The sequence below is a fragment of the Pseudonocardia nematodicida genome (genome assembly GCF_040105385.1).
In the GTDB taxonomy this organism is placed as follows: Bacteria; Actinomycetota; Actinomycetes; order Mycobacteriales; family Pseudonocardiaceae; genus Pseudonocardia; species Pseudonocardia nematodicida.
This window is the reverse complement of the sequence record NZ_JBEDNQ010000015.1, coordinates 129,565-151,679: the sequence shown is the minus strand read 5'-3', so window position 1 is coordinate 151,679 and position 22,115 is coordinate 129,565. Positions and strand designations below refer to the sequence as shown.

Sequence of the window (22,115 nt, the reverse complement as noted above, 5' to 3'; positions counted from 1 at the left end):
GTCCGGACAGGTTGCCCGGCGTCCCGAGGGGCGGGCGCTCGCTTGAAGGGGAGCCCGGCGGTGTGGTGACATCTCGATCGTGAGTCAGGCAGCGAACCTCGGACCCCTGTGGGGGACGCGGCGCGCCGACCACTTCGACCAGGGCTGTCGTCCCGCGAGCTGAACCCCGACCGCTCGCCCGCCCTGCTCTCACTTCCGGAGTGTCACCGTGTCCGCCCCTGCTCGTCCTGCCCCGGCCCGTGTCCTCGCGCCGGCCCGTGCCCCGCACGCCCAGCCGGCCGTCGCGCCGTCGCCGTACGGCCTGGACGACCTCCTCGAGATGACCCGCGAGATCGCCGACGAGGTCCGCGCCGGTGTGCACGAGGTCGTCGTCGACCCCGACCGCCGCTGGTACCGGCTGCTGCGCAGCGACGGGCTCTGCGACGTCTGGCTGATCAGCTGGGCCACCGAGCAGATCGCCGAGCTGCACGACCACGCCGGCTCGCTGGGTGCGCTCACCGTCGTGTCCGGGACGCTCACCGAGCGCCGCTGGACCGGACCGGCCGGACTGCGCACCCGGAACCTGCGCGACGGCCGCGGTGCCGGTTTCCCGCTCGGCCACGTGCACGACGTCGCGAACACCGAGACGACGCCCGCGGTCAGCGTGCACGCCTACTCGCCGCCGCTGTCGGCGATGTCGTACTACTCGGTCGAGGACACGCCGGGCCTCGCCGGGCAGCAGCGGTTGCGGCGCACCCGTACCGAACTCGTCGCCCCGGGGCAGGGTGTCGGATGACCACGGTCGCCGACCTGCTGGCCGCCGCCCGCGCGCGGCTCGACCGTCCGGACCCGCAGCGGGCCGCCGGGCTGGTCGCCGGGGGCGCGGTGCTCGTCGATACCCGGCCCGGCTGGCAGCGGGCCGAGGAGGGCGCCGTCCCCGGCGCGCTGCTCATCGAGCGCAACCACCTGGAGTGGCGGCTCGACCCGACCTCGGACGCCCGCATCGCGCAGGCCGTCGACCACGACGTGACGTGGGTGCTGTTCTGCTCCGAGGGCTACAGCTCCAGCCTCGCCGCAGCGTCGCTGCAGGACCTCGGCCTGCACCGGGCCACCGACCTCGACGGCGGGTTCCGCGCCTGGGCGGCCGCCGGTCTGCCGGTCGAGCCGGGCACCGACGGTCCGGCGGCGGAGACCCGGCCACCCGATCTCCGGTAGCCCGGATCGCCTGCTCGCGCAAACCACCCGCCGGCCCCGAGGCGCCGATCACACGCGCGCAGATCCGCCGCGTTCGCCGGTCACCGGCCGGGGCGGTACGCGCTCAGGTGAAGGCCCCGATCCCGGTGATGTCCCGGCCGACGATCAGCGACTGGATCGTCTCGGTGCCTTCGAAGGTGTGGATCGCCTCGATGTCCGCCCAGTGCCGGACGACGTGGTGCTCCAGCAGGATCCCGTTGCCGCCCAGCAGATCCCGGGCCTCGGAGAGGATCGAGCGGGCTGTCCGGGTGTTGTGCATCTTCGCCAGACCGGCGACGGTCGGGGACAGCTTGCCCGCTTCGGCCAGCCGCGCGGTCTGCATGCAGTAGAGCTGCATGCCGGTCAGGTCGGCGAGCATCTTCACGAGCCGGTCCTGCACGATCTGGAAGCTCGCCAGCGACGTACCGAACTGGTTACGGGCCTGCGCGTAGCGCAGCGCGGCGTCGTAGCCGGCGGTGGCGTGCCCGAGCGCCATCCAGGCGCACGTGCTGCGGGTGGTCGCGAGCACCGCGGCGCAGTCGGCGAACGTGGTCGCCCGCGCGAGCCGGTTCTCGTCCGGGACGCGGACCCGGTCGAGGGTGATGTCGGCCTGCCAGAGCGCGCGCAGCGACACCTTGCCCGGGATGACCGTCGCCGAGTAGCCCTCGGCCGGGGTCTCGACGACGAAGCCGAGCACCTCCCCGGACGCTGTGTCCCGGGCCCAGACGATCACCAGGTCGGCGACGGTGCCGTTGCCGATCCAGCGCTTGGTCCCGTCCAGGATCCAGTGGTCGCCGTCCCGGGTCGCGGTGGTCTCCAGCGCCACCGAGTCCGAGCCGTGCTCCGGCTCGGTGAGGGCGAACGCGCCGAGACGCTCCATCGTGGACATCGACGGCAGCCAGCGCCGCTTCTGCTCGTCGGAGCCGCACAGGTCGATCGCCTTCATCGCCAGCCCGGCGTGCACGCCCAGGAACGTGCCCAGCGAGCCGTCGCCGCGGTGCAGCTCCATGTGCACCAGGCCGAGCGCGAGCGGGCTCATCCCGGCCGCGCCGTGCCCCTGGATGTCCTCGCCGACGATCCCGAGCTCGGGCAGCCGGCGGAACAGGTGCCAGGGCAGCTCGGCCCGCTCCCAGTAGTCGTTGATGTCGGTGAGGACCTCGGAGTCGACGAACGTGCGGGTGTCGGCGAACCGGCGCCACTGCTCGTCGGTGAACTGGTCGCGGACCGAGAAGAAGTCGGTGCCCAGCGCCTCGCCGAGCTCGGTGTACGGGGTGGTCGGTGCGGTCATGCTCGCGGCTCCCTCGCCGTCGGCCCGGTCTCGATCTGCGACAGCCTGATCGTCACATCGCTCCGGCGTTCCCGCTCGGTCGTAGCGGGTTCAGGAGGCTCGGTTGCTCGTCAGCTGGGCGGCCCGCTGGTACGAGACTCCGAGGACCCGGCCCAGCTCCCGGACCGACATCCCGGTCTCCTTCAGCTCGAGCGCGGCCGATCGGAGTTGCGCCGCAGCGTCGGAGCGCGCGGCCCGCTCGACCTCCCGAGACCGCTCGACCCCGTCGAGTTTGGCCTGCACGGACGACGGCAGCTCGACCGAGACCTCCAGCTCGATCGAGCCGGCGTCGGAGCCGGTCATGATCGAGATGAGGTCACGGGCCATCGGCTCGATCTCGTCGACGGTGCGGGCCTGGGTGTACCGGTCCACCTCGGGTGCGTGGACCATCCAGTATCGGCCGTCCCGGGTCGCGTGGGCGTGATACTTCATCGCCGCCACCAGCCTTTCCCCAGTACGACCTGGCACTCGCGATAGATCTGCTCGGTCAAGCCCTCGCCGATGTCGCGGTGGCGCGGAATCGGGATCATGACGTCCCCGAGCCGCTTCCCGCCGGATGCGCTTCACGACAACGCGCGGCGATGTCATCGTCTATATCGCGCTTGACGGAGATAGTCGAGGTCGCACTAGACGCCCCGCACGAGGCAGAACGGGTGTCCCACCGGGTCGAGGAAGACCCGGAAGCTGTCCGGCATCGGCTGCACGTCGTGCTTGCGGGCGCCGATCGCGAGCACGGCGGTCTCCCCGGCGTCGAGGTCCGGGACGTCGAAGTCGACGTGCATCCGCTGCGGGTGTTCCTGGCCGGGCCACTCCGGTGCGCGGTACTCGCCCTGTTCGATCTTCTGGAACGCCAGCGTCGGGCCCGGGCCCCCTGACTCGAGCTCGACCCAGTCGTCGTGCGTCTGCGTCGCGATCGGCCAGCCGGTGATCCGTGAGTAGAACCGCGCGAGCTCGAGGGGGTGCGGGCAGTCGAGGGCGGCGAGGGAGAACGTGGCGATCGGTGCGTCCATGTGGGGAGTCTGCACTCCGCCCCCGACAGTTCAGATGTCGTCGATCGCCCGCTCCACCCGCTGCACCGAGATCGGGTACCGGGTCTTCATCGGGTGCGCGTACAGCGAGACCCGCAGCTCCTCGATCATCCAGCCGATCTCGCGCAGCGCGGGCGAGGGCTCGGCGCCCTCGGGCAGCGACGCCAGCAGGCCCCGGTACTCGGCCTCGACCGGTGCCATCTCGCCGGTCCAGCGGGCGTCCCGGCCGGGGTCGGCGCGCAGCTTCTCCAGTCGCGCCTCGAGCGCCTGCAGGTGCCGCTTCACATCGCCCAGCCGGGTCGCCCCGGCCGCCGTCACGAAGCCGGGCGCCACCAGCCGGGCCATGATCGCGCGGACGTCGGCGACGCCGTCCCGGGTGGCGGGGCCGCGCAGGTCGGTCAGCGCCGAGGAGACCCGGTGCCAGGCCTCCAGCACGCCGCGGACGGCGTCGAGCACCTGCAGCGCCGTCGAGGGCAGCCGCATCCGCAGCAGCTCGGCGAGCCGGGCGAACTGCGCCTCGTCGAACGGGTCGCCGCCACCCCGGTTGACCAGGTGGTCGGCGGCCGCGGTGATGCAGTCGTCGAGCAGGGCGTCGAACGAGCCGTGCGGGCTGCGCGACAGCGCGAGCCGGGCCCGGCCGTCCAGGCCGCGCTGGACCTGCTTGGCGGGGTTCGGCGTGCCCAGCATCAGCAGCCGGCGGGCCCCCCGGTGGTGGGCGGGATCGCGCTCGGTGGCCGTCGCGTACACCCGGACGTCCACAGTGGTGCCGCGGTCACGCAGGCCCGGGAAGCCGGTGACGACGTGCGTGCCACGCCGGATCGGCAGCTCCCGGGGCAGCTCGCCGATCGTCCAGCTCGTCAGGCCGGTCGCCTCGACCTCGGTGCCGGCCGAGGCGAGCTCCTCGCGGACCTTCGGCGCCAGATCGCGGCGCAGCTTCTCCAGGTCGGTGTCGCGGGCGAGCTCGGTCCCGGCCTCGTCGAGCACCCGGAAGGTGACGGTGAGGTGCTCGGGCAGCCGCTCCAGCTCCCAGTCCTCGCGCCGGATCTCGACGTCGCGCATCCGGCTGAGCTCGCGCTCCAGGACGTCGAGCAGCGGCCGGACCGTGTCGATGCCCGCTCCGCCTGCGCTACGCGGGGCCTGGCCGCGCAGCCGGCTCAGTACCGCCCTGGCGTGGTCGGGAGCGGGGGAGAAGTTGCGCCGCAGGTTCCGCGGCAGGGTCCGGATCAGGGCCGTGACCAGCTCCTCGCGCAGCCCGGGGACCTGCCAGGTGAAGGGGGTCGGGTCCACCTGGTTGAGCGCCGCGACCGGGACGTCGACGGTCACGCCGTCGGTGTGGTGGCCCGGTTCGAAGGAGTAGGACAGCGGGAGGGTGAGCCCGCCCGCGTCGAGGTGGTCGGGGTAGTGCGCGCGGTCGACCTGCTTCGCCGCCTCGGTGGCGAGCATCTCCTCGGTGTAGGTGAGCAGGTCGGGGTTCTGCCGCGACTCCCGCTTCCACCAGGTGTCGAAGTGCTTGCCGGACACGACGTCGGCCGGGATGCGCGCGTCGTAGAAGGCGAACAGGGTGTCCTCGTCGACCACCAGGTCGCGCCGGCGGGCGCGGTGCTCGAGCTCCTCGGCGTCGTCGAGCAGTGCGCGGTTGGCGTGGAAGAACGGGTGCCGGGTCTCCCAGTCGCCCTCGACGAGCGCGTGCCGCAGGAACAGGTCGCGGCTCACCTCGGCGTCGATCCGCCCGTAGGCGACGGTCCGGTCGGCGACCAGCGGCAGCCCGTTCAGGGTGACCCGCTCGGTCGCGACCGCGCTCGCCCGCTTCCGTGACCAGCGCGGTTCGGAATACGTCTTCTTGACGAGATGGGCGGCGAGCGGCTCGATCCAGTCCGGCTGGACCGGGGCGACGGTGCGCGCCCACAGCCGGGTCGTCTCGACGAGCTCGGCGGCCATCACCCAGCGCGGCGGTTTCTTCGCGATGCCGGAGCCGGGCCAGATGGCGAACTTCGCGTCGCGGGCGCCCAGGTAGTCCTTCGGGCCCTTGCGTTCCTTCTTGCCGTCCTTCTTCTCCGCGAGCGGGTCCTGCATGCCGACCTGGGAGAGCAGTCCGGACAGGACGGACTGGTGGATCCGGTCGGCGTGGGCCGGCCAGTCCGGGTTCGCGTCGTTGAGGTCCATTCCGGACGACCGCGCCGCCTGCCGGAGCTGGCCGTGCAGGTCCCACCACTCCCGGACCCGCAGGTAGTGCAGGAAGTCCTCGCGCAGCTCGCGGCGGAACCTGCTGCCGCTCAACGCGTCGCGGCGCTCGTTCAGGTGGTCCCAGAGCCGGAGGTAGGCCAGGAAGTCCGAGCCGTCGACGCCGAACCGCCGGTGCTTGTCGTCCGCGGCCTGACGTTGCTCGGTCGGGCGCTCGCGCGGGTCCTGCACCGACAGCGCCGCGGTGATGACCAGCACCTCGCGCAGGCATCCGTTGCGGTGCGCCTCGACCAGCATCCGGCCCAGCCGGGGGTCGACCGGGAGCCGGGCCAGTGACTGCCCGACCGCGGTGAGCGAGCGACGGTCCGGGCGGAGCGCGCCGAGCTCGTGCAGCAGGTCCAGGCCGTCGGCGACGGCGCGCCGGTCCGGCGGCTCGACGAACGGGAACTCGGAGAGCTCGCCCAGGTCCAGCGCGATCATCTGCAGCACGACCGAGGCCAGGTTGGTCCGCAGGATCTCCGGGTCGGTGAACTCGGGACGGGCGTCGAAGTCGTCCTCGGCGTAGAGCCGGATCGCGATCCCGTCGGAGGTCCGGCCGCAGCGGCCGGAGCGCTGGTTCGCCGAGGCCTGGGAGATCTTCTCGATCGGCAGCCGCTGCACCTTGAGCCGGCGCGAGTAGCGGGAGATCCGGGCGGTGCCGGTGTCGACGACGTAACGGACCCCCGGCACGGTCAGCGACGTCTCGGCGACGTTGGTGGCGAGCACGACCCGATTGCCGGCGTGCGGCTGCCACACCCGTTGCTGCTCGGCCGTGGACAGCCGCGCGTACAGCGGCAGGATCTCGGTGCCCGGCAGCTGCCGGCGCTCCAGGACCTCGGCGGCCTCACGGATCTCGCGTTCGCCGGGCAGGAAGACGAGCACGTCGCCCGGGCCCTCCCGCTGCAGCTCGACGACGGCGTCGCCGATCGCGTCGTCCAGCTGCCGGTCGGGGTCGGCGTCCGGATCGTCGGGGTCGACGACGGGCCGGTACCGCACCTCCACCGGATAGGTACGCCCCGACACCTCGACGATCGGGGCGGGCTCCTCCGCCGAGCCGAAGTGCCGGGCGAACCGCTCCGGGTCGATCGTCGCCGAGGTGATGATCACCTTGAGGTCCGGACGACGGGGGAGCAGCCGGGTCAGGTACCCGAGGATGAAGTCGATGTTGAGGCTGCGTTCGTGCGCCTCGTCGATGATCAGCGTGTCGTAGGCGTGGAGATCCTTGTCCCCGGCCAGCTCGGCCAGCAGGATCCCGTCGGTCATCAGCTTGACCATGGTCGAGTCGCCGACCTGGTCGGTGAACCGGACCTTCCAGCCGACCGCGCCACCGAGCTCGACGCCCAGCTCCTCGGCGATCCGCGCGGCGACGGTGCGCGCGGCGAGCCGGCGCGGCTGGGTGTGCCCGATCATCCCGTGCACGCCACGGCCCAGCTCCAGGCAGATCTTCGGCAGCTGCGTGGTCTTCCCGGACCCGGTCTCGCCCGCGACGATCACGACCTGGTGGTCCCGGATGGCGTCGGCGATCTCCTCGCGGCGGGCCGACACCGGCAGTGTCGCGGGATAGCTGACCCGGGGGAGCGCAGCACGGCGGCGGTCGATGCGGTGCTCGGCGCGGGCGACCGCCTCGGCGACGCGCTGCTGGGCGCGGCCGTCGCGGGCGCGGTCCAGGCGGCTGCGCAGCCGGTCGGCCTCGGCCGGACCGAGCTCGCCGATGCGTTCGCGCAGCGCGGTCAGCTCATCGTCCTGCAGCGGAGGCACCGGAGCCTCGGTGTGCTGTCCGGTCCGGCGCTGCCCGGCCTTCCGGTCCGGGGCCCCACGGTCCGGGGCGCCATGGTCCGGGCCGTCGCGGTCGGGGCCGCGACGGCCGGGCTGGTCGGGGCCGGGCGCCGTGACGGCAGCGCGCCGGCCCCGCGGCCCGCGGCGGCGCGAGGGGCGCTGCGAGTCGCGGGCCGGACGGCCACGCGCGGCGCCCTCCGTCCCGGGGGCGGCCTGCGCTGCGGCCTGGTCGTGTCCTTGCTCGTGGGCTGTCGTGTCCTGGTTCATCTGCTGATCGATGTCGGGTCGGCGCCTCTGCGGACGTCGCCGAGGGCGGCGCGGCCGGGCCCCGTCGGCTGCGCGGTCGGGTCGGTCGCTCGGGGACGGGGCGGGATCGGTGGACATCGCTCGTTCAGTGTGCCTGGTCGTCCGGTACGTGGCGGACGCCGACCATGGTGATCGGGCTCGCTGTCGGCGGCAATCCGATTTCGTGGGTGAGCTCGGAAGGTGTCCGAACCGGGCGCCGGTCGCCTCGCGGCGAGTGGCGCACCGCGGCTCCAGCCTGACGGTATTCCGCGGCGGCGGTTATCTATTGCGGCCCGGGGACTCGTGTCGCCCGGTCCGGACAGTCCATCCAACGGGCGGGGGTCCGGGATCATTCCCGGCAACGCGAACGATCTTCGGACGTGGTCCGTGTCACCCCACGGGGCTGAGCCGGAGGCCACGCCGACCGGCGGTGATCGTGGCGCGGACGAACTCGGCCACCGTGGAGTCGGGGGACAGCCCCGCCTCGGCGATCGACTGGTCGGACTCGTCACGTCCCGCCGGCGATGCGGCTTCTCGCGCGAGGTAGTTCACGTACACGAACCGACCGGTACCCAGTGACGGGCCGACCGCGCAGACGGCTACGGCGTCGTGTGCATCCATCTGTTCCAGGACCCAGCTCAGTGTGTCCTCGGGCAGGCACGCGACGAGAATGCTGTCGCCCGACGCGGCAAGGGGAAAGCGCGAGCCGGGGGTCGTCCGCTCTCCTCGGACAAGGGAGCTGGCGCGTACGGCATCGATGACGTCGGCACGTTCCGCCGCACGGTCGTCCAGGGCTCCGCGGACGTAGATGTCCGGGCCGGCCGGCCGCTCGATGTGTTCGACCACGGACACGGCTGTGCCCGCGAGTTCCTCGGCCGAGCGGCGCACCTCGGAACGCAGGGGCTCGAGGTCCGGCCCACCGGCGAACACCCCGTCAGGGAAAGAGTATGTGGACCAGTCCTCACCGATGCGGCCCTCGTCGTGTACCCGATAGACCACGTGCATCGTCGTCATCGGGCCTCCTTCCGAGCCTGCTCCGGGGTCAGTCCGACCTGGGTGACCAGGATACGTCGCACCATGTCGCCCCGGATGTCCCGTGAATCGTGGTAGCCGTAGACGAAGATCCGACCCGTTGCGGGGCTACGGAACTTCAGGTGACTGCCTCCAGGGATCGGGTCGCCGCACAGCCTGGTGAGGATCCTGCGCATGGCCCGGCCCCGGAGCGAGGGGAACTGTTCTCCCATCGGCCGCCTCCATGACCCGCACCACCCGAACGAGCCCGACGGTAGGTGGCGACCCCGACATTTCCGGCTCGCCCGCGGCATCGACCGGTGCGGGGTACAGGAGCGCTGCCGCCGCTCCTTGAGCTCAGGGGGTCGTTGCAACGCCGGACTGGTTGGACAGTAGCTCGTTGAGTGCTTCGGCCGGGGTGCGCCAGTCGAGGGTCTTGTGGGGGCGGCCGTTGAGCTGGATCGCGACCGCCTCCAGGTCGTGTGCGGTGTGCTGGGACAGGTCGGTGCCTTTCGGGAAGTACTGGCGCAGCAGACCGTTGGTGTTCTCGTTGCTGCCGCGCTGCCAGGGGCTGTGCGGGTCGCAGAAGTAGATCTCGATGCCGGTGGCTTCGCTGACCTGCCGGTGGCGGCTCATCTCCAGGCCCTGGTCCCAGGTCAACGACCGCCGCAGGATCTCGGGCATCTGCCCGATCGCGCTGGTCAGGGCATCGCGGACCTGCTCGGCCCGGGCCCCTGGCGCGGGCTGGGCCTGGCCGGGCAGATGCAGCAGCATCACGAACCGGGTGGAGCGCTCGACCAGCGTCCCGATCGCGGTGCGACCGTCCTTGCCGATGATCAGATCGCCTTCCCAGTGCCCGGGCACGGCCCGGTCGTCGACCTCGGCGGGACGTTCACTGATCATGACCTTGTCGGGGATCTGCGAGCCACCACGTCCGGCGCTGAACCGCTGGGGTTTGCGTAGTGCTCGTCCGGTACGCAGGCAGCGGTGCAGCTCGCGGCGCAGTTCCCCGCGGCCCTGCATGAACAAGGCCTTGTAGATCGTCTCGTGTGACACCCACATCTCCGGTTCCTCGGCGAACTCGACCCGCAGCTGCCGCGCGATCTGCTCAGGGCTCCAGCGCTCGTCGAGCCAGTCCTGGACCTGCCCGCGCAGCCGCGGGTTGCGGCCCAGCTTGCCGGTCTTCGGGCGCCGGGCACGTTCCTCGGCCTTGCTCTGGGCATGCCAGCCCCGATACCGGATCTTGTCCCGCTCAGTGCGCCGCGGGCTGCCCGGCACCGGCCCACGCGGATGCGGCCGCCCGTCGGCACGCGCAGGCAACGCCTCACGCCGCAGGGTGCGGTTACGGCGGATCTCCCGGCTCACCGTCGAGCGATGACGACCGATCCGCTGCGCGATCCTGGCGTAGGACTCGCCGGCGAAGAAACCGTTCGAGATCGTCTCGCGGTCATCGGCGGACAGATACCGGCCCGAGGGCTCGACAAGATCGGGAACCACCCCGCCACACTCGCGGATCCACTTACGGCCCGCAGTGGCCGACACGCCCGCCGCGGCGACCGCGGTCTCGTGATCGGCACCCGCGAGCCGCGCCCGCCAGAACGCCCGCCACTGCGCACGCGGATACCTCGGCGGACCCGCCATCACCATCACCCCTGATCAGACAGGGCGTGCAACAGACCCTTGAATCCGCCTCGATCGAACAGCTCTGCTGTGCCCCTCACGGCGTCAGCGGTGTCGGAGAAGGTGCTTCTGGATCTTGCCGACGGAGGTGCGAGGGAGCTCGGCGACGAACTCGACGTGGTCCGGGACCTTGAACTTCGCCATCCGCTCGCGGCAGTGGGCGAGCAGGTCCTCCTCGGTCACCGCACGGCCGTCGTGCCGCACGACGTAGACGTGGATCGCCTCGTCGCGCATCTCGTCCGGCACCCCGACCGCGGCGCACTCGAACACGGCCTCGTGCTCGGACACCACCCGCTCGACCTCGCCGGAGGCGACGTTCTCACCCGCCCGCTTGATCATGTCCTTGCGGCGGTCGACGAAGTGCAGGTAGCCGTCGTCGTCGGCGCGGACGGTATCGCCGGTGTGCAGCCAGGCCCCGCCGGCGCCGTCGGGTTCCAGGGTCCCGGCGGTGGCCGCGGGGTCGTCGAGGTAGCCGGTCATGATCGTGTGCCCGGGTACGCCGTGCACCTGCAGTTCGCCGGCGCCGCGGGAGTCCGGGTCGGCGATCCGGACCCGTGCGCCGGGCACCGGGCGGCCGATCGAGGCGCCGCGCCGCTGTTCGTACAGCGGGTTCATCAGCGGCGGGACGACGGTCTCGGTCATCCCGTAGAGCTGGATCAGCGGCACGTCGAAGCGGCGCTCGAACTCCGCCAGCTGGTCGTCGGTGACGTTCTGCGCGAACATCGCCGCCCGCAGCCGGTGCGCGGTGTCCTGATCGGACTCGCTCGCGGCGAGGATCATGCGGATCGGCGCGGCGAACAGGCTGGCGACGGTGCCGCCCAGCGCGGTGGCCTGCGCGGACCAGCGGCGCGCGGTGAACTTCGGCGCCAGCCCCACCGAGGCACCGGTGACCAGCGCGGACATCGTCGAGTAGAACTGCGCGTTCCCGTGGAACAGCGGCAGCACGACGAGCTGGCGGTCGTCCGGACGCAGCCGCAGGTGCCCGGCGACGACGTCGCCGCAGTGCAGGTAGGCCGCGTGCGAGAGCAGCACGCCCTTGGGGCGGCTGGTGGTCCCCGAGGTGTAGAGCACGCTCACCGGGCTCGTCGGGTCGACCTGCGCGGCCGGAGCGACGTCGTCGTCGCGTACCCACGGCTCCGCGGTGTCGACGACGGTGGCGGCGCCGGCCCGCTCGACCGTCTCCCGCAGGTCGGGCTGGGTGACGACGACCGCGCAGCCGGCGTGCTCGACCTGGTAGGCCAGCTCGTCGGCCGTCGCGAGCGGGTTGGACGGGGCCGCGGCCGCGCCGAGCAGGGCCGCGGCGAACCAGGCGTCGTAGAACTCCGGGCAGTTCGTCAGGTGGATGCCGAACCGGTCGCCCGGGCGGACGCCGAGGCGGTGCAGCGCCCCGGCGGTGCGTCCGGCGCGGGCGAGCTGCTCGGCGTAGGTGGTGGTCTCGATCGCCCCGGGCCCGCGCTCGAACGCGAGGAACGGGGCGTCGGGTGTGCGGGCCGCGTGCCCGCGCAGCACCGTCGCGAGCGTGTCGTCGCCACGGGCTGGCCGTCCGGTGACCGTCACGACCGCGGATCTTCCGTGCGTCGGCGTGACGCGCGCAAGTCAGCGCCGGGGCAGGGCCTCCAGCACGCCGTCGGTCCACGGGGTCCAGGCGTCGATCGCCCACTGGCCGAAGTCCCGGTCGGTGAGGACGACGGCGGCGGCGCCGACGTCCGGGTCCACCCACAGGAACGTCCCCGACTGTCCGAAGTGGCCGAACGTGCGCGGGCTGCTGCCGAGGCCGGTCCAGTGCGGCGACTTGCCGTCGCGGATCTCGAAGCCCAGGCCCCAGTCGTTGGGCTTCTGCCGTCCGTAGCCGGGGAGCAGGCCGTCGAGGCCGGGGTAGGCGACGCTCGTCGCCCCGGCGACGGTGCGCGCGTCGAGCAGCGTCGGGGCCTGCAGCTCGGCGGCGAACCGGGCGAGGTCGTCGACCGTCGACACCGCCCCGGCGCCCGCCGAGCCCTCCAGCCGGGTGCTGCCGAGCCCGAGCGGCTCGCAGACCGCCTGGTGCAGGTAGTCGGCGAAGCCGATCCCGGTGGCCGCGGCGACGGCGTCGGCGAGCACCGCGAACCCGGTGTTGGAGTAGATCCGCCGCTCGCCCGGCGCGGCCTGGACCTTGTCGGTGTCGAACGTCAGGCCCGAGGTGTGGGCGACCAGGTGCCGCACCGTCGCGCCCTCCGGACCCGCGGCGTCGTCCCACTCGAGCGCGCCCTCCTCGACCGCGACGAGCACGGCGTAGGCGGACAGCAGCTTGGTGACGGAGGCGAGCCCGAACTCGCGATCGGTGTCGCCGGCGTCGGCGAGCACCGACCCGTCCGCGGCGACGACCGCGGCGGCGACGTGGTCGACCGGCCAGTCGAGGACCCGGCGCACCGCCGGGGCGAGCTCGGTCACGGGAGGGGGAGCGGTCGGGTACCCATGGCGCTCATCCTCGCAGCCGTGATCAGGCGTCGCCGGTGGCGACCGGCGCCGGTCGGCGCGACGATGCCGGCGGACCGGTCGCGTGGAGGGGGAGACGCATGGCGGGCACGGCGCTGGTCGGCACCGCGCTGGTCGGCACGTCGGGCTGGCGCTACCCGCCGTGGCGCGGCACCTTCTACCCGCCGGGACTGGTGCAGCGCCGTGAGCTGGAGTACCTGTCCCGCCAGGTCACCTCGATCGAGATCAACGGGTCGTTCTACTCGCTGCAGCGACCGGAGAGCTACCGGTCCTGGGCCGAGCAGGTGCCCGACGGGTTCGTGTTCGCCGTCAAGGGGCCCCGGTTCGTCACCCACCTCAAGCAGCTCCGCGACGTCGAGGTCCCGCTGGCGAACTTCCTCGCCTCGGGCGTGCTGGCGCTCGGTCCCGCGCTCGGGCCGGTGCTGTGGCAGCTGCCGCCTCGGATGCGGTTCGACGCCGACCGGGTCGAGGCCTTCCTGCGCCTGCTGCCACACGGCACCGCCGCGGCCGCATCGCTCGCCACCGGCCACGACGAGCGCCTCGACGGCCGCGCGTGGACCGCCACCGATGCCGATCGGCCGCTGCGGCACGCGATCGAGCCGCGGCACGAGTCGTTCCGCGACCCGGAGTTCCGTGCGCTGCTGCGCGAGCACGGCGTCGCGCTGGTCCTCTCCGACTCGGCGGGGACCTGGCCGGTGTTCGACGAGGTCACCGCCGATCCCGTCTACCTGCGTCTGCACGGCCAGGGGGAGCTCTACGCCGGTGGGTACACCGCCGAGGCCCTCGACGGGTGGGCGGCGCGGATCCGGGACTGGCGCGACGACGGGCACGACGTCGTCTGCTACTTCGACAACGACATGAAGGTGCGGGCCCCGTTCGACGCCCGCGGGCTGGTGGAGCGGCTCCGGTCGGGAGGTTGAGCCGGGAAGCGAGAGATCCTCAGAAATAGGGAGAAACGGACTCCCGGTGATACGGCGCCCCCGGCCCGGCCCGGCCCGCCGCATCACGGCCGCCACTCCGGGCCGCACAACGGCCCGCAGCAGCCCGGCCACCCCGGCGCCGGTGGGCAGCGCGGCTACGGCCCGCCGCCCGTCCAGCCCTACCCGGGGGACCCGCGTCAGGGCGGCACCCAGCAGTGGGGTCCCCGTCCCGAGGGCCCGTACGACGGAGCGCCCTACGGCAACCAGTCCCCCGGGGGCCGGCCCGCGGCAGAGGCCTGGCCGACCTCCGCGTCGCGGGGTGTCGGGCCGGGCGGCTCGGCGCCGCACCCGGCCCCTCCGCAGGCGAGCCCGCCGCGCAACGGCTTCGGCACGACCGCGCTGGTGCTGGGCATCCTCGGCCTGCTGTTCTCGTTCATCCCATTCATCGGGGTGATCGCCTGGCCGTTGGTGATCCTCGGTCTGATCTTCGGTGTGCTCGGGGTCCTCCGTGCGAGCCGGGGCCGGGCCACCAACCGGGGCGTCGCGATCGCCGGGACGGTGCTCTCGGCGCTCGGCCTCGTGATCTGCATCGTGTACGCCGCGGCCTTCAATGCAGCGGTGGCCGAGCTGGGCGACCCGACGGCCGCCGGCACCACCGCTCCCGCGGCGGGTGCTGCCGAGAGCGCTCCGGCCGCAGCCGGGGGCGACGTCGTGACCTACGAGGTGACGGGCTCCGGCGGCGCCGGCAGCGTCACCTATGTCAAGGACGAGAACATGAGCATGGAGCAGGTCAACGAGACCTCCCTGCCCTGGACCACCGACGTCACCTTCGACAGCGGTGTCCTCTCGTTCCAGCCGCTCTCGCTGACGGCGCAGTCCGGATCGGGCGGGAATGACGAGATCACCTGCCGCATTCTCCGCAACGGCGAAGAGGTCACCTCGTCGACCAGCTCGGGTCCCTACGCCGTGGTGAGCTGCTCGGCCACCTGACCGCGTCCTCCGATCGTTCCGGGCCGCCCATGGTGGTCACGCGCGACGGCGGCTCGGCACGCGAGGCCCTCCCCGGGGACGCCCGGGGAGGGCCTCGGCCCGTTCCGCCTCCCGCCCGGGACCGTCGTCCGGGCGTTGGATCCGCCCCGTCCCGCGCGCCCCGGTCGTCACTGTCGCGCTACGTGACCGGCTGGGCCGAGCGTGTCCGACCGGTTCGCCCGGTCCGGTGAAACAGGGTGTCGCCCGATCCACACAACTGATGAGACCGCGCGGCGCCGCGATACGGACCTGCCGCACGTCCCGAGAGCCAGGACGTGACCACCTCGCAGAGTCTCCCCGGTGCCACGGACAGGTCGGGTCCGGCGCGCCACGCACGGCACGCCGTCCAGCGCCCCGGCGTCTCTGCCGCACCGGCCTACTGGCACACGGTCGACCGGCCGTGCTCCCGGCAGCCGCTGCCCGGGTCGCCCGCGCCGCGAGGCCCCGGGTACGCCGCCACGCGCAACGTGCCCGACCCGTTCTACGACGGCCATCCGGAGGTCCCGTTCGGCGGGCCGCCGTTCGGCACCTCCCGGCGCACCGGCCCTCCCGGCCCGGTCGACGTGTGGCCGAACGCGGCGCGCCGCGCCACCGACCGTCGCACGGCCCGGGCGGCGTGGGCGCCCGGCAACCGGGCCGGAAGCTCGGCCCTCGTGCTGGGCGTCGTCGGTCTGCTCTGCGCCCCGTTCCCGGTGGCCGGAGTCGTCGCACTGCCGCTGATGGTCGCCGGGCTGGTGCTCGGCGTGCTGGGGATCGCGCGGACGTACCGGGGCCGGGCGACCAACCGGGGAACCCCGGTCGCCGGGACGGTGCTCTGCGCGCTGGCCCTGGTGGTCTGCGCGGTCGTCCTGGCGCTCGCCCCGGAGAACGCGGATGCCTTCCGGGCGGGATTCGCCGAGGGCCTCGGTGCGGTCCCGGCGGTCGTCCGAACCGGCTGAGGGCCGGCCGCTCCCGTTCCCGCCGGGCCGCGACGGTGGTCACGCACGACAGCGGCCCGGCTCACGGCGGTCCTGCTCAGCGGCCGGTGCCGGCGAGCGCCCCCCGCCCGCGCGACCGGGACCGGACGGTGCGCACGACGACCGCGAGCACCACGAGCAACAGCAACCCGTACAGGCTCGCGGCGACCGGGCTGTCGACGAGCGCGACCGGGTCCCCCTCGCTGACCGCGAGGGCGCGGCGCAGCTCGGTCTCCGCCAGCGGGCCGAGGATCACCGCGATGAGCATCGGCGCGACCGGGATGCCGTAGCGGCGCATGGCGAACCCGAGCAGCCCGATGAGCAGCACGAGCACCAGGTCCAGGATCTTGGCGCTGGTCGCGAAGACACCGAGCATCGCGAACACGGTGATGCCGGCGTAGAGGTAGTGCTTCGGGACGCGCAGCAGCTTCGCCCACAGCGGTGCGAACGGCAGATTGAGGGTCAGCAGGACCACCAGCCCGACGAAGAAGCTCGCCAGCAGTGCCCACACCAGGTCCGGTGCGCGCTCGAACAGCAGTGGGCCCGGCTGGAGTCCGTACTGGCGGAACGCGGCCAGCAGGATCGCTGCCGTCGCCGAGGTCGGCAGGCCGAGCGCGAGCAGGGCGCCCATCGCGGTGCCCGCGGTGGCGTTCCCGGCGGCCTCCGGCCCGGCCACGCCCTGGATCGCGCCGCGGCCGAACATCGGGTTCGAGCGCCGCGCGTCGAGCCGGCGCTCGGTGCCGTAGGCGAGGAAGGTCGGCACCTCGGAGCCGCCGACCGGGATGATCCCGAACGGCAGCCCGGTGGCGGTGCCGCGCAGCCAGGCCGGCAGCGCCGCGCGGAACTCCGCGCGGGAGAGCCAGGGACGGCCGGGGGCCCGCAGGATGCTGTGGTCGTCCGGGATCCCGCGCCGCGCGGCCTGGTGGAACACCTCGGTCAGGGCGAGCAGTCCGACGGTGATGACGATGATGTCGATCCCGTCGAAGAGCTCGGGCAGCCCGCCGGTGAGGCGGGCGGCCCCGGAGATTCCGTCGATCCCCACCACTGCGACGGCGAGGCCGAGGGCGAGCGCGGACAGGCCGCGCACGATCGAGTCCGTGACGACCGCGGAGATCGCGACGAACGCGAACACCGCCAGCGCGAGGTACTCGGCCGGTCCGAACACGGTGGCCAGCGCGGCCAGCGACGGCGCGAAGAACACCACGAGCACCGCGGCGATGATGCCGCCGACGAACGAGGCGATCGCCGACGCGGCCAGCGCCTGGGCGGCGCGCCCGCTGCGGGCCATGGCGTGGCCCTCGATCGATCCGGCGATCGCGGTGGAGTTGCCGGGGGTGTTCATCAGGATCCCGGAGATCGAGTCCCCGAACAGGCCGCCGAACAGCACCCCGGCGAACATGATGAAGGCGCCGATCGGGTCCAGCGAGAACGTCACCGGCAGCAGCAGGGCGACGGCCATGGCCGAACCCAGGCCAGGCAGGACGCCGACCGCGGTGCCCAGCAGGGCACCGACGACGACCCACAGCATGTTCATCGGTGTGAGGACGGTGACGAAGCCGTCGCCGAGCTGGGTCAGTGCGTTCATCCGAGAACTCCCGCCAGCAGGCCCGGAGGCAGGGTGAGCCCGAGCCCGGCCGAGAAGGCGAGCTGCACCGTCGACGACACGACGAGGGCGAGGAACACGTCGAACACCGGGCGCCGGCTGCCCAGCGCGCGGGCCATGCCCCAGAACAGCAGGGCGCCGGACAGCAGCCAGCCGACCGGCTGGAGCGCGGCGATGAACAGCACGACGACGCCGACGGCCTCGGCGAGCCCGCGGCGGTCGGCCCGCGGCCTGGTGGGGACGTCTGCGGGATCGGACCCCGTACCGGTGTCGGCGGGCTCGGGGTGGCGCAGCACGTCCATGGCGAGAGCCACGGCGAGCACGGTGCAGACGATCGCGGCGATCGCGGGGAACAGCTGCGGTCCGGGCGCCGTCGCGGTCGAGGGCACCTCCATCGTGAGGGTGCCGACGGCGAGCGTGACGCCCGCGCCGAGCAGCACGGCGGGCACGAGCAGACCGGTCCTGCGGCGCCAGAAGCTGTCGCCGGTGGCGGTCGTCGGCGCGGTCGGGTCGGTGGTCGGGGCAGTGGTCACAGGCCGAGCTCCTCGATGATCCCGTCCACGCGGGCCTGGTCGGCCTCGATGAAGCGGTCGAACTCCTCGCCGGTCAGGAAGGAGTCCTCCCACTTGTTGCGGGCCAGCGTGTCCGCCCAGCGGGGGCTGCCGGCCATCTCGGTCATCAGCGCGGTCAGCTCCGCGCGTTCGTCGTCGGTGATGCCCGGTGGGGCGACGACCCCGCGCCAGTTCGACAGCGTCACTGGCACGCCCTGTTCGGTCAGTGTCGGCACGTCGATGCCCTCGACCGGGTTCGGCGCGGAGTAGGCGAGCGCCCGCAGGTTCCCGGCCTCGATCTGGTCGGAGAAGTCGTGGAACCCGCTGATCCCGAGGGCCACGGTGCCCGAGAGCAGCGCGGTCAGCGCCTCGCCGCCGCCGGAGTAGGCGATGTAGTTGATCGTGCCGGGTTCGATCCCCGCGCCCCGGGCGGTCAGCCCCGCGAGCAGGTGGTCGGCACCACCGAGGCCACCGCCGCCGATCGCCTGGGCGTGCGGGGCGGCTCGCCAGGCGTCGAGGAACTCGTCCAGGGTCCGGAACGGCGAGTCCGCCGGCACGACGAGCACGAGGTAGTCCTCGGCGAGGCGGGCGATCGGGGTCGTGTCGTCCAGCGTCGCCGCCGAACCGTTGACCGTGATCGCGCCCTCCATGACCGTCCCGGTCATCATCAGCTGCGTCGGGTCGGGGCCGATGTCGGCGAAGCGGGCCAGCCCGATCGTGCCGCCGGCTCCGGGCACGTTGATCACCTGGACGTTGTTCACGATCGACTCCGCCCGCATCACCTGCTGGGCCTCCCGCAGCGCGAGGTCCCAGCCGCCGCCGGGGGCGGCCGGCGCCATCAGCGTCAGCGACGAGCGGGGGTCGGCGCCGGTGGCCGACCCGCTCGCGTCGACGGCGGCGAGCCCGGTCAGCGCGAGCGTCGCGGCGACGCCCAGTGCCGGGAGCACTCTCCTCTTCACACAGACACTCCTTTGTGAGCTGTTCGGGGTGGTTCAGCCGGCGGACGCGGCGCTCCGGCCGAAGGCGCCGTCCGCGCCCGCGGCGGCGATCTCGTCGTCGGAGTAGCCGAGCTCGCGGGCCAGGTCCGCGGTGTGCTCGCCGGGATCGGGCAGGTCACGGCGCAAGGGGAGGCGCTCGCCGTCGAGTTCGAGCGGCAGCGACGGCAGCCGCACCGTGCGGCCGTCGGAGAGTGTGACCTCGGTCAGCGCACCCGGCTCGGCCAGGTGCGGGTCGTCGAAGAGGTCCTCCGGTCGCTGGATCGGGGCGAAGGGCAGCCGGGCGGACCCGCAGAGCCGGATCACCTCGTCGCGGGCCATCGCGCCGAACGTCTCCCGCAGCCGCGGGATCACCCGGTCCCGGGCGGCGACCCGCTGGGCGTTGGTCGCCAGTCCGGCGTCGCCGGCCAGCTCGGGCAGGTCGAAGGCGCTGCAGAAAGCACGCCACTGGGTGTCGGACACGACGCCGACGAAGACCTTCTCGCCGTCGCCGGTGTCGAACACGTCGTAGACCGCCCAGGCCGAGAGCCGGGCGGGCATCGGTGCCGCGGCCGCCCCGGTCACGGCGTACTGCGCCATGTGCTGGCCGACCAGGAAGACGTTGTTCTCGAACAGCGAGCTGCGCACCAGCTTCCCGCGCCCGGTCTCGCGTCGTTCGTGGAGCGCGGCCAGCACGCCCATGGCGGCGAACATCCCGCCCATCACGTCGTTGACCGAGGCGCCGGCGCGCAGCGGCCGGTCCGGCGGACCGGTCATGTAGGCCAGCCCGCCCATCATCTGGACGACCTCGTCGAGCGCGGCGCGCTGCTCGTAGGGCCCGGAGAGGAAACCCTTGAGGCTGCAGTAGATCAGGCCGGGATTGTCCGGGCGGAGGTCGTCGTAGCCCAGTCCGAGCGCGTCGAGACCGCCGGAGCGGAAGTTCTCGGTGACGACGTCGGCGGTGCCGACCAGGCGACGCACGAACTCGACGCCCTGCTCGGAGCGCAGGTCCACCGACACCGACCGCTTGTTGCGGTTGAACATCGGGAAGAAGCCGGCGCCGGAGCCGGGCAGGGCACGGGTCTTGTCCCCCGCGCCGGTCGGCTCGATCTTGATCACGTCGGCGCCGAGGTCGGCCAGGATCAGGCCGCAGGACGGGCCCATGACCATGTGCGAGAACTCGACGACACGCACGCCGTCGAGGGGGAGCCGGGCGCCGGGAGCCTCGCCGTTCACGCCGCCGTCCCCGCGTACCGGAACCCCTTGGTCAACCCGGCCTCGGCGACCATGCCGTGCAGCTCCTCGCCGGGGAGACCCTCGAGGACCAGCTCGCGCGCCGCGAGCAACGCATCGACGTCGACGCCGGTCCGCAGGCCCATCGACTCCAAGAGGAAGACCAGGTCCTCGGTCACGACGTTCCCGCTGGCGCCCGGCGCGTACGGGCAGCCGCCCAGCCCGGCCTGCGAGGAGTCGAAGGTCCGGACGCCGGCATCCAGCGCGGCGACCACGTTGGCCAGGCCCAGCCCGCGGGTGTTGTGCAGGTGCGCGCCGCCGGCCCGATCGCCGAGCTCGGCGGACAGGCGGGTGAACAGGCGTCGCACCTGGGCGGGGTTCGCGTAGCCGGTGGTGTCGGAGAGCCCGACCGAGCCGGCGCCGGCCTCGGCGGCCCGGACGGTGAGCTCGATCACCCGGTCCTCGTCGACCGGGCCCTCGATGGTGCAGCCGAAGGCGGTGGACAGCCCGACCTCGACTTCGAGTCGAGGGTGGTCGACCCGCAGCGCGCACACCTGCGCCACCTGCGCGACGGCCTCCTCCGGGCTCATACCGATGTTGGCGCGGCTGTGCGACTCGGAGACCGACACCGGCATCGTCAGCGACAGGGCACCGGATGCGAGGGCGTTGCGGGCGCCGACCAGGTTCGGGACCAGCGCGAGCACTGTCAGGTCCGGGATGGTCCGGGCCCGGGCGACCACCTCGCCGGTGTCGGCCATCTGCGGCAGCCGCTTGGGCGAGACGAAGGATCCGACCTCGATCTCCCGGAGCCCGGCCGCGGCGAGCGCGGCGACCCAGCGGTGTTTGACCTCGGTCGGCATGACCCGGTCGACGCTCTGCAGGCCGTCCCGCGGCCCGACCTCGCTGACCAGGACGTCCACCTCGGACGTCCGGGACGTCCTGCCTGCCGTCGCCCCCATCGGCGCGTCTCCCATCGTTCTGTCTGACGGACTGCCTGTCTGTGGAATAGAAAGCTAGATGGGGGCTGCGAGATCGTCAAGGGCGCTGCTGTTCTGTCTGACAGAATGGGTGTGTCGCGCGGAGTGATCTCGGCACGGCTCAGGAGAGGGACGGCGAGAGGTGGCGGAGTGGCGGCGGACCGTCAGCCGAAGGAGCAGCGGGTCGAGGCTGTCGAGCGGGCACTGACCCTGCTCGAGGCGTTCGCCGACGGCGCAGACCGGCTGTCCCTGGCCGAGCTGGCCAAGCAGACCGGCTACTACCGCAGCACGATCCTGCGGCTCGCCGCGTCACTGCAGCGGATGGGATACCTCCACCGCGACGCCGACGGCTGCTACCGGCTCGGGCCGACGCTCTGGCGGCTGGGCTCGCAGTACCAGCGCGCGTTCCGGCTGGCGGACTACATCCGCCCGGCGCTGGTCGAGATCAGCGGGGAGACCGGCGAGAGCGCGGCCTTCTACGTGCGCGAGGGCGACCAGCGGGTGGTGCTCTACCGGGTCAACAGCGACCGCCCGACCCGGCACCACATCGAGGAGGGCTCGGCGCTGCCCCTGGACCGGGGCGCCGGCGGGCGTATCCTGACCGTCCACACCAGCGGCGACGACGAGCACGCCGACCAGATCCGTGCGCAGGGGTTCTACGTCTCCGACGGTGAGCGCAGCCCGGAGGCCGGGGCGGTCGCGGTCCCCGTGTTCGGCATGAACGGCGAGTTCATCGGGGCGCTCGGAGTCGTCGGCCCGCGGCACCGGATGGGCGCCGACAACCACCGCGCGATCGCCGACCTCCTGCTGCGGCACGCCGAGAAGATCGGCGCCCAGCTCGGGGGCCGCTGAGTCCTGCGG

At 73.0% G+C, this 22,115-nt stretch carries 19 protein-coding genes; 6 read left to right on the top strand and 13 right to left on the bottom strand.

From position 1 onward, the window contains the following. The first annotated feature begins 208 nt into the window (after window positions 1–208). Together WIS52_RS29520 and WIS52_RS29515 are read left to right on the top strand one after the other, a co-directional pair. The gene (locus tag WIS52_RS29520) at window positions 209–775 is read left to right on the top strand and encodes a cysteine dioxygenase (protein ID WP_349301695.1); all 567 of its coding nucleotides are present in this window, start codon (window positions 209–211) and stop codon (window positions 773–775) included. Continuing rightward, the gene (locus tag WIS52_RS29515; RefSeq protein WP_349301694.1) at window positions 772–1,194 is read left to right on the top strand and encodes a rhodanese-like domain-containing protein; all 423 of its coding nucleotides are present in this window, start codon (window positions 772–774) and stop codon (window positions 1,192–1,194) included. The genes WIS52_RS29520 and WIS52_RS29515 overlap by 4 nt, the downstream gene beginning before the upstream one ends. Window positions 1,195–1,297: 103 nt before the next feature. Here the strand turns inward: WIS52_RS29515 and WIS52_RS29510 are convergent, their stop codons facing one another. The 8 genes from WIS52_RS29510 to WIS52_RS29475 form a co-directional block, all read right to left on the bottom strand. Further along, window positions 1,298–2,500, bottom strand: coding sequence for an acyl-CoA dehydrogenase family protein (locus WIS52_RS29510; protein WP_349301693.1), 1,203 nt, complete (start codon window positions 2,498–2,500; stop codon window positions 1,298–1,300). Window positions 2,501–2,590: 90 nt separating this feature from the next. After that, window positions 2,591–2,971, bottom strand: a complete 381-nt coding sequence (locus tag WIS52_RS29505; RefSeq protein ID WP_349301692.1) for a hypothetical protein — start codon at window positions 2,969–2,971, stop codon at window positions 2,591–2,593. A 194-nt stretch (window positions 2,972–3,165) separates the two neighbouring features. Next, window positions 3,166–3,549, bottom strand: coding sequence for a VOC family protein (locus tag WIS52_RS29500; RefSeq protein WP_349301691.1), 384 nt, complete (start codon window positions 3,547–3,549; stop codon window positions 3,166–3,168). 30 nt (window positions 3,550–3,579) lie between these two features. Next, window positions 3,580–7,830: an ATP-dependent RNA helicase HrpA gene (gene hrpA, locus WIS52_RS29495; RefSeq protein ID WP_432422482.1), complete on the bottom strand. Its 4,251-nt coding sequence runs from the start codon at window positions 7,828–7,830 to the stop codon at window positions 3,580–3,582. Window positions 7,831–8,238: 408 nt separating this feature from the next. After that, window positions 8,239–8,862 carry a hypothetical protein gene (locus tag WIS52_RS29490; RefSeq protein WP_349301689.1) on the bottom strand — a complete coding sequence of 208 codons (624 nt, stop codon included), beginning with the start codon at window positions 8,860–8,862 and terminating at the stop codon, window positions 8,239–8,241. Window positions 8,863–9,216: 354 nt separating this feature from the next. Beyond that, the gene (locus WIS52_RS29485) at window positions 9,217–10,500 is read right to left on the bottom strand and encodes an IS30 family transposase (protein WP_432422481.1); all 1,284 of its coding nucleotides are present in this window, start codon (window positions 10,498–10,500) and stop codon (window positions 9,217–9,219) included. Between the two features lie 84 nt (window positions 10,501–10,584). Beyond that, complete coding sequence (locus WIS52_RS29480; RefSeq protein WP_349301687.1) at window positions 10,585–12,096, bottom strand: AMP-binding protein; 1,512 nt, start codon at window positions 12,094–12,096, stop codon at window positions 10,585–10,587. Window positions 12,097–12,135: 39 nt separating this feature from the next. Then, complete coding sequence (locus WIS52_RS29475) at window positions 12,136–12,966, bottom strand: serine hydrolase domain-containing protein (RefSeq protein ID WP_349301686.1); 831 nt, start codon at window positions 12,964–12,966, stop codon at window positions 12,136–12,138. 125 nt (window positions 12,967–13,091) lie between these two features. Here WIS52_RS29475 and WIS52_RS29470 point away from each other — a divergent pair, with 125 nt between their 5' ends. The 3 genes from WIS52_RS29470 (at window position 13,092) to WIS52_RS29460 (ending at window position 15,898) form a co-directional block, all read left to right on the top strand. Next, on the top strand, window positions 13,092–13,931 hold the full coding sequence (locus tag WIS52_RS29470) for a DUF72 domain-containing protein (protein WP_349301685.1): 840 nt from the start codon (window positions 13,092–13,094) through the stop codon (window positions 13,929–13,931). A 402-nt stretch (window positions 13,932–14,333) separates the two neighbouring features. Beyond that, a complete protein-coding gene (locus tag WIS52_RS29465) occupies window positions 14,334–14,921 on the top strand; it encodes an MmpS family transport accessory protein (RefSeq protein WP_349301684.1) in 588 nt (195 codons plus the stop codon). A gap of 506 nt (window positions 14,922–15,427) precedes the next feature. Beyond that, the gene (locus WIS52_RS29460) at window positions 15,428–15,898 is read left to right on the top strand and encodes a hypothetical protein (RefSeq protein WP_349301683.1); all 471 of its coding nucleotides are present in this window, start codon (window positions 15,428–15,430) and stop codon (window positions 15,896–15,898) included. A 76-nt stretch (window positions 15,899–15,974) separates the two neighbouring features. Here WIS52_RS29460 and WIS52_RS29455 read toward each other — a convergent pair whose 3' ends face one another. The 5 genes from WIS52_RS29455 to WIS52_RS29435 are packed head-to-tail and all read right to left on the bottom strand — an operon-like array spanning window position 15,975 to window position 21,236. Continuing rightward, complete coding sequence (locus WIS52_RS29455) at window positions 15,975–17,501, bottom strand: tripartite tricarboxylate transporter permease (RefSeq protein WP_349301682.1); 1,527 nt, start codon at window positions 17,499–17,501, stop codon at window positions 15,975–15,977. Next, entirely contained in the window at window positions 17,498–18,052 is a 555-nt protein-coding gene (locus WIS52_RS29450; RefSeq protein ID WP_349301681.1) for a tripartite tricarboxylate transporter TctB family protein, read from the bottom strand. The genes WIS52_RS29455 and WIS52_RS29450 overlap by 4 nt, the downstream gene beginning before the upstream one ends. After that, complete coding sequence (locus WIS52_RS29445; RefSeq protein ID WP_349301680.1) at window positions 18,049–19,029, bottom strand: Bug family tripartite tricarboxylate transporter substrate binding protein; 981 nt, start codon at window positions 19,027–19,029, stop codon at window positions 18,049–18,051. The genes WIS52_RS29450 and WIS52_RS29445 overlap by 4 nt, the downstream gene beginning before the upstream one ends. A gap of 33 nt (window positions 19,030–19,062) precedes the next feature. Continuing rightward, window positions 19,063–20,280: a CaiB/BaiF CoA transferase family protein gene (locus WIS52_RS29440; protein WP_349301679.1), complete on the bottom strand. Its 1,218-nt coding sequence runs from the start codon at window positions 20,278–20,280 to the stop codon at window positions 19,063–19,065. After that, a complete protein-coding gene (locus WIS52_RS29435) occupies window positions 20,277–21,236 on the bottom strand; it encodes a hydroxymethylglutaryl-CoA lyase (RefSeq protein WP_349301678.1) in 960 nt (319 codons plus the stop codon). Before WIS52_RS29435 ends, WIS52_RS29440 begins: the two co-directional genes overlap by 4 nt. Before the next feature lie 168 nt (window positions 21,237–21,404). On the opposite strand from WIS52_RS29435, the gene WIS52_RS29430 reads away from it, so the two are divergent. After that, complete coding sequence (locus tag WIS52_RS29430; protein WP_349301677.1) at window positions 21,405–22,106, top strand: IclR family transcriptional regulator; 702 nt, start codon at window positions 21,405–21,407, stop codon at window positions 22,104–22,106. The last annotated feature ends 9 nt before the right edge of the window (window positions 22,107–22,115 follow it).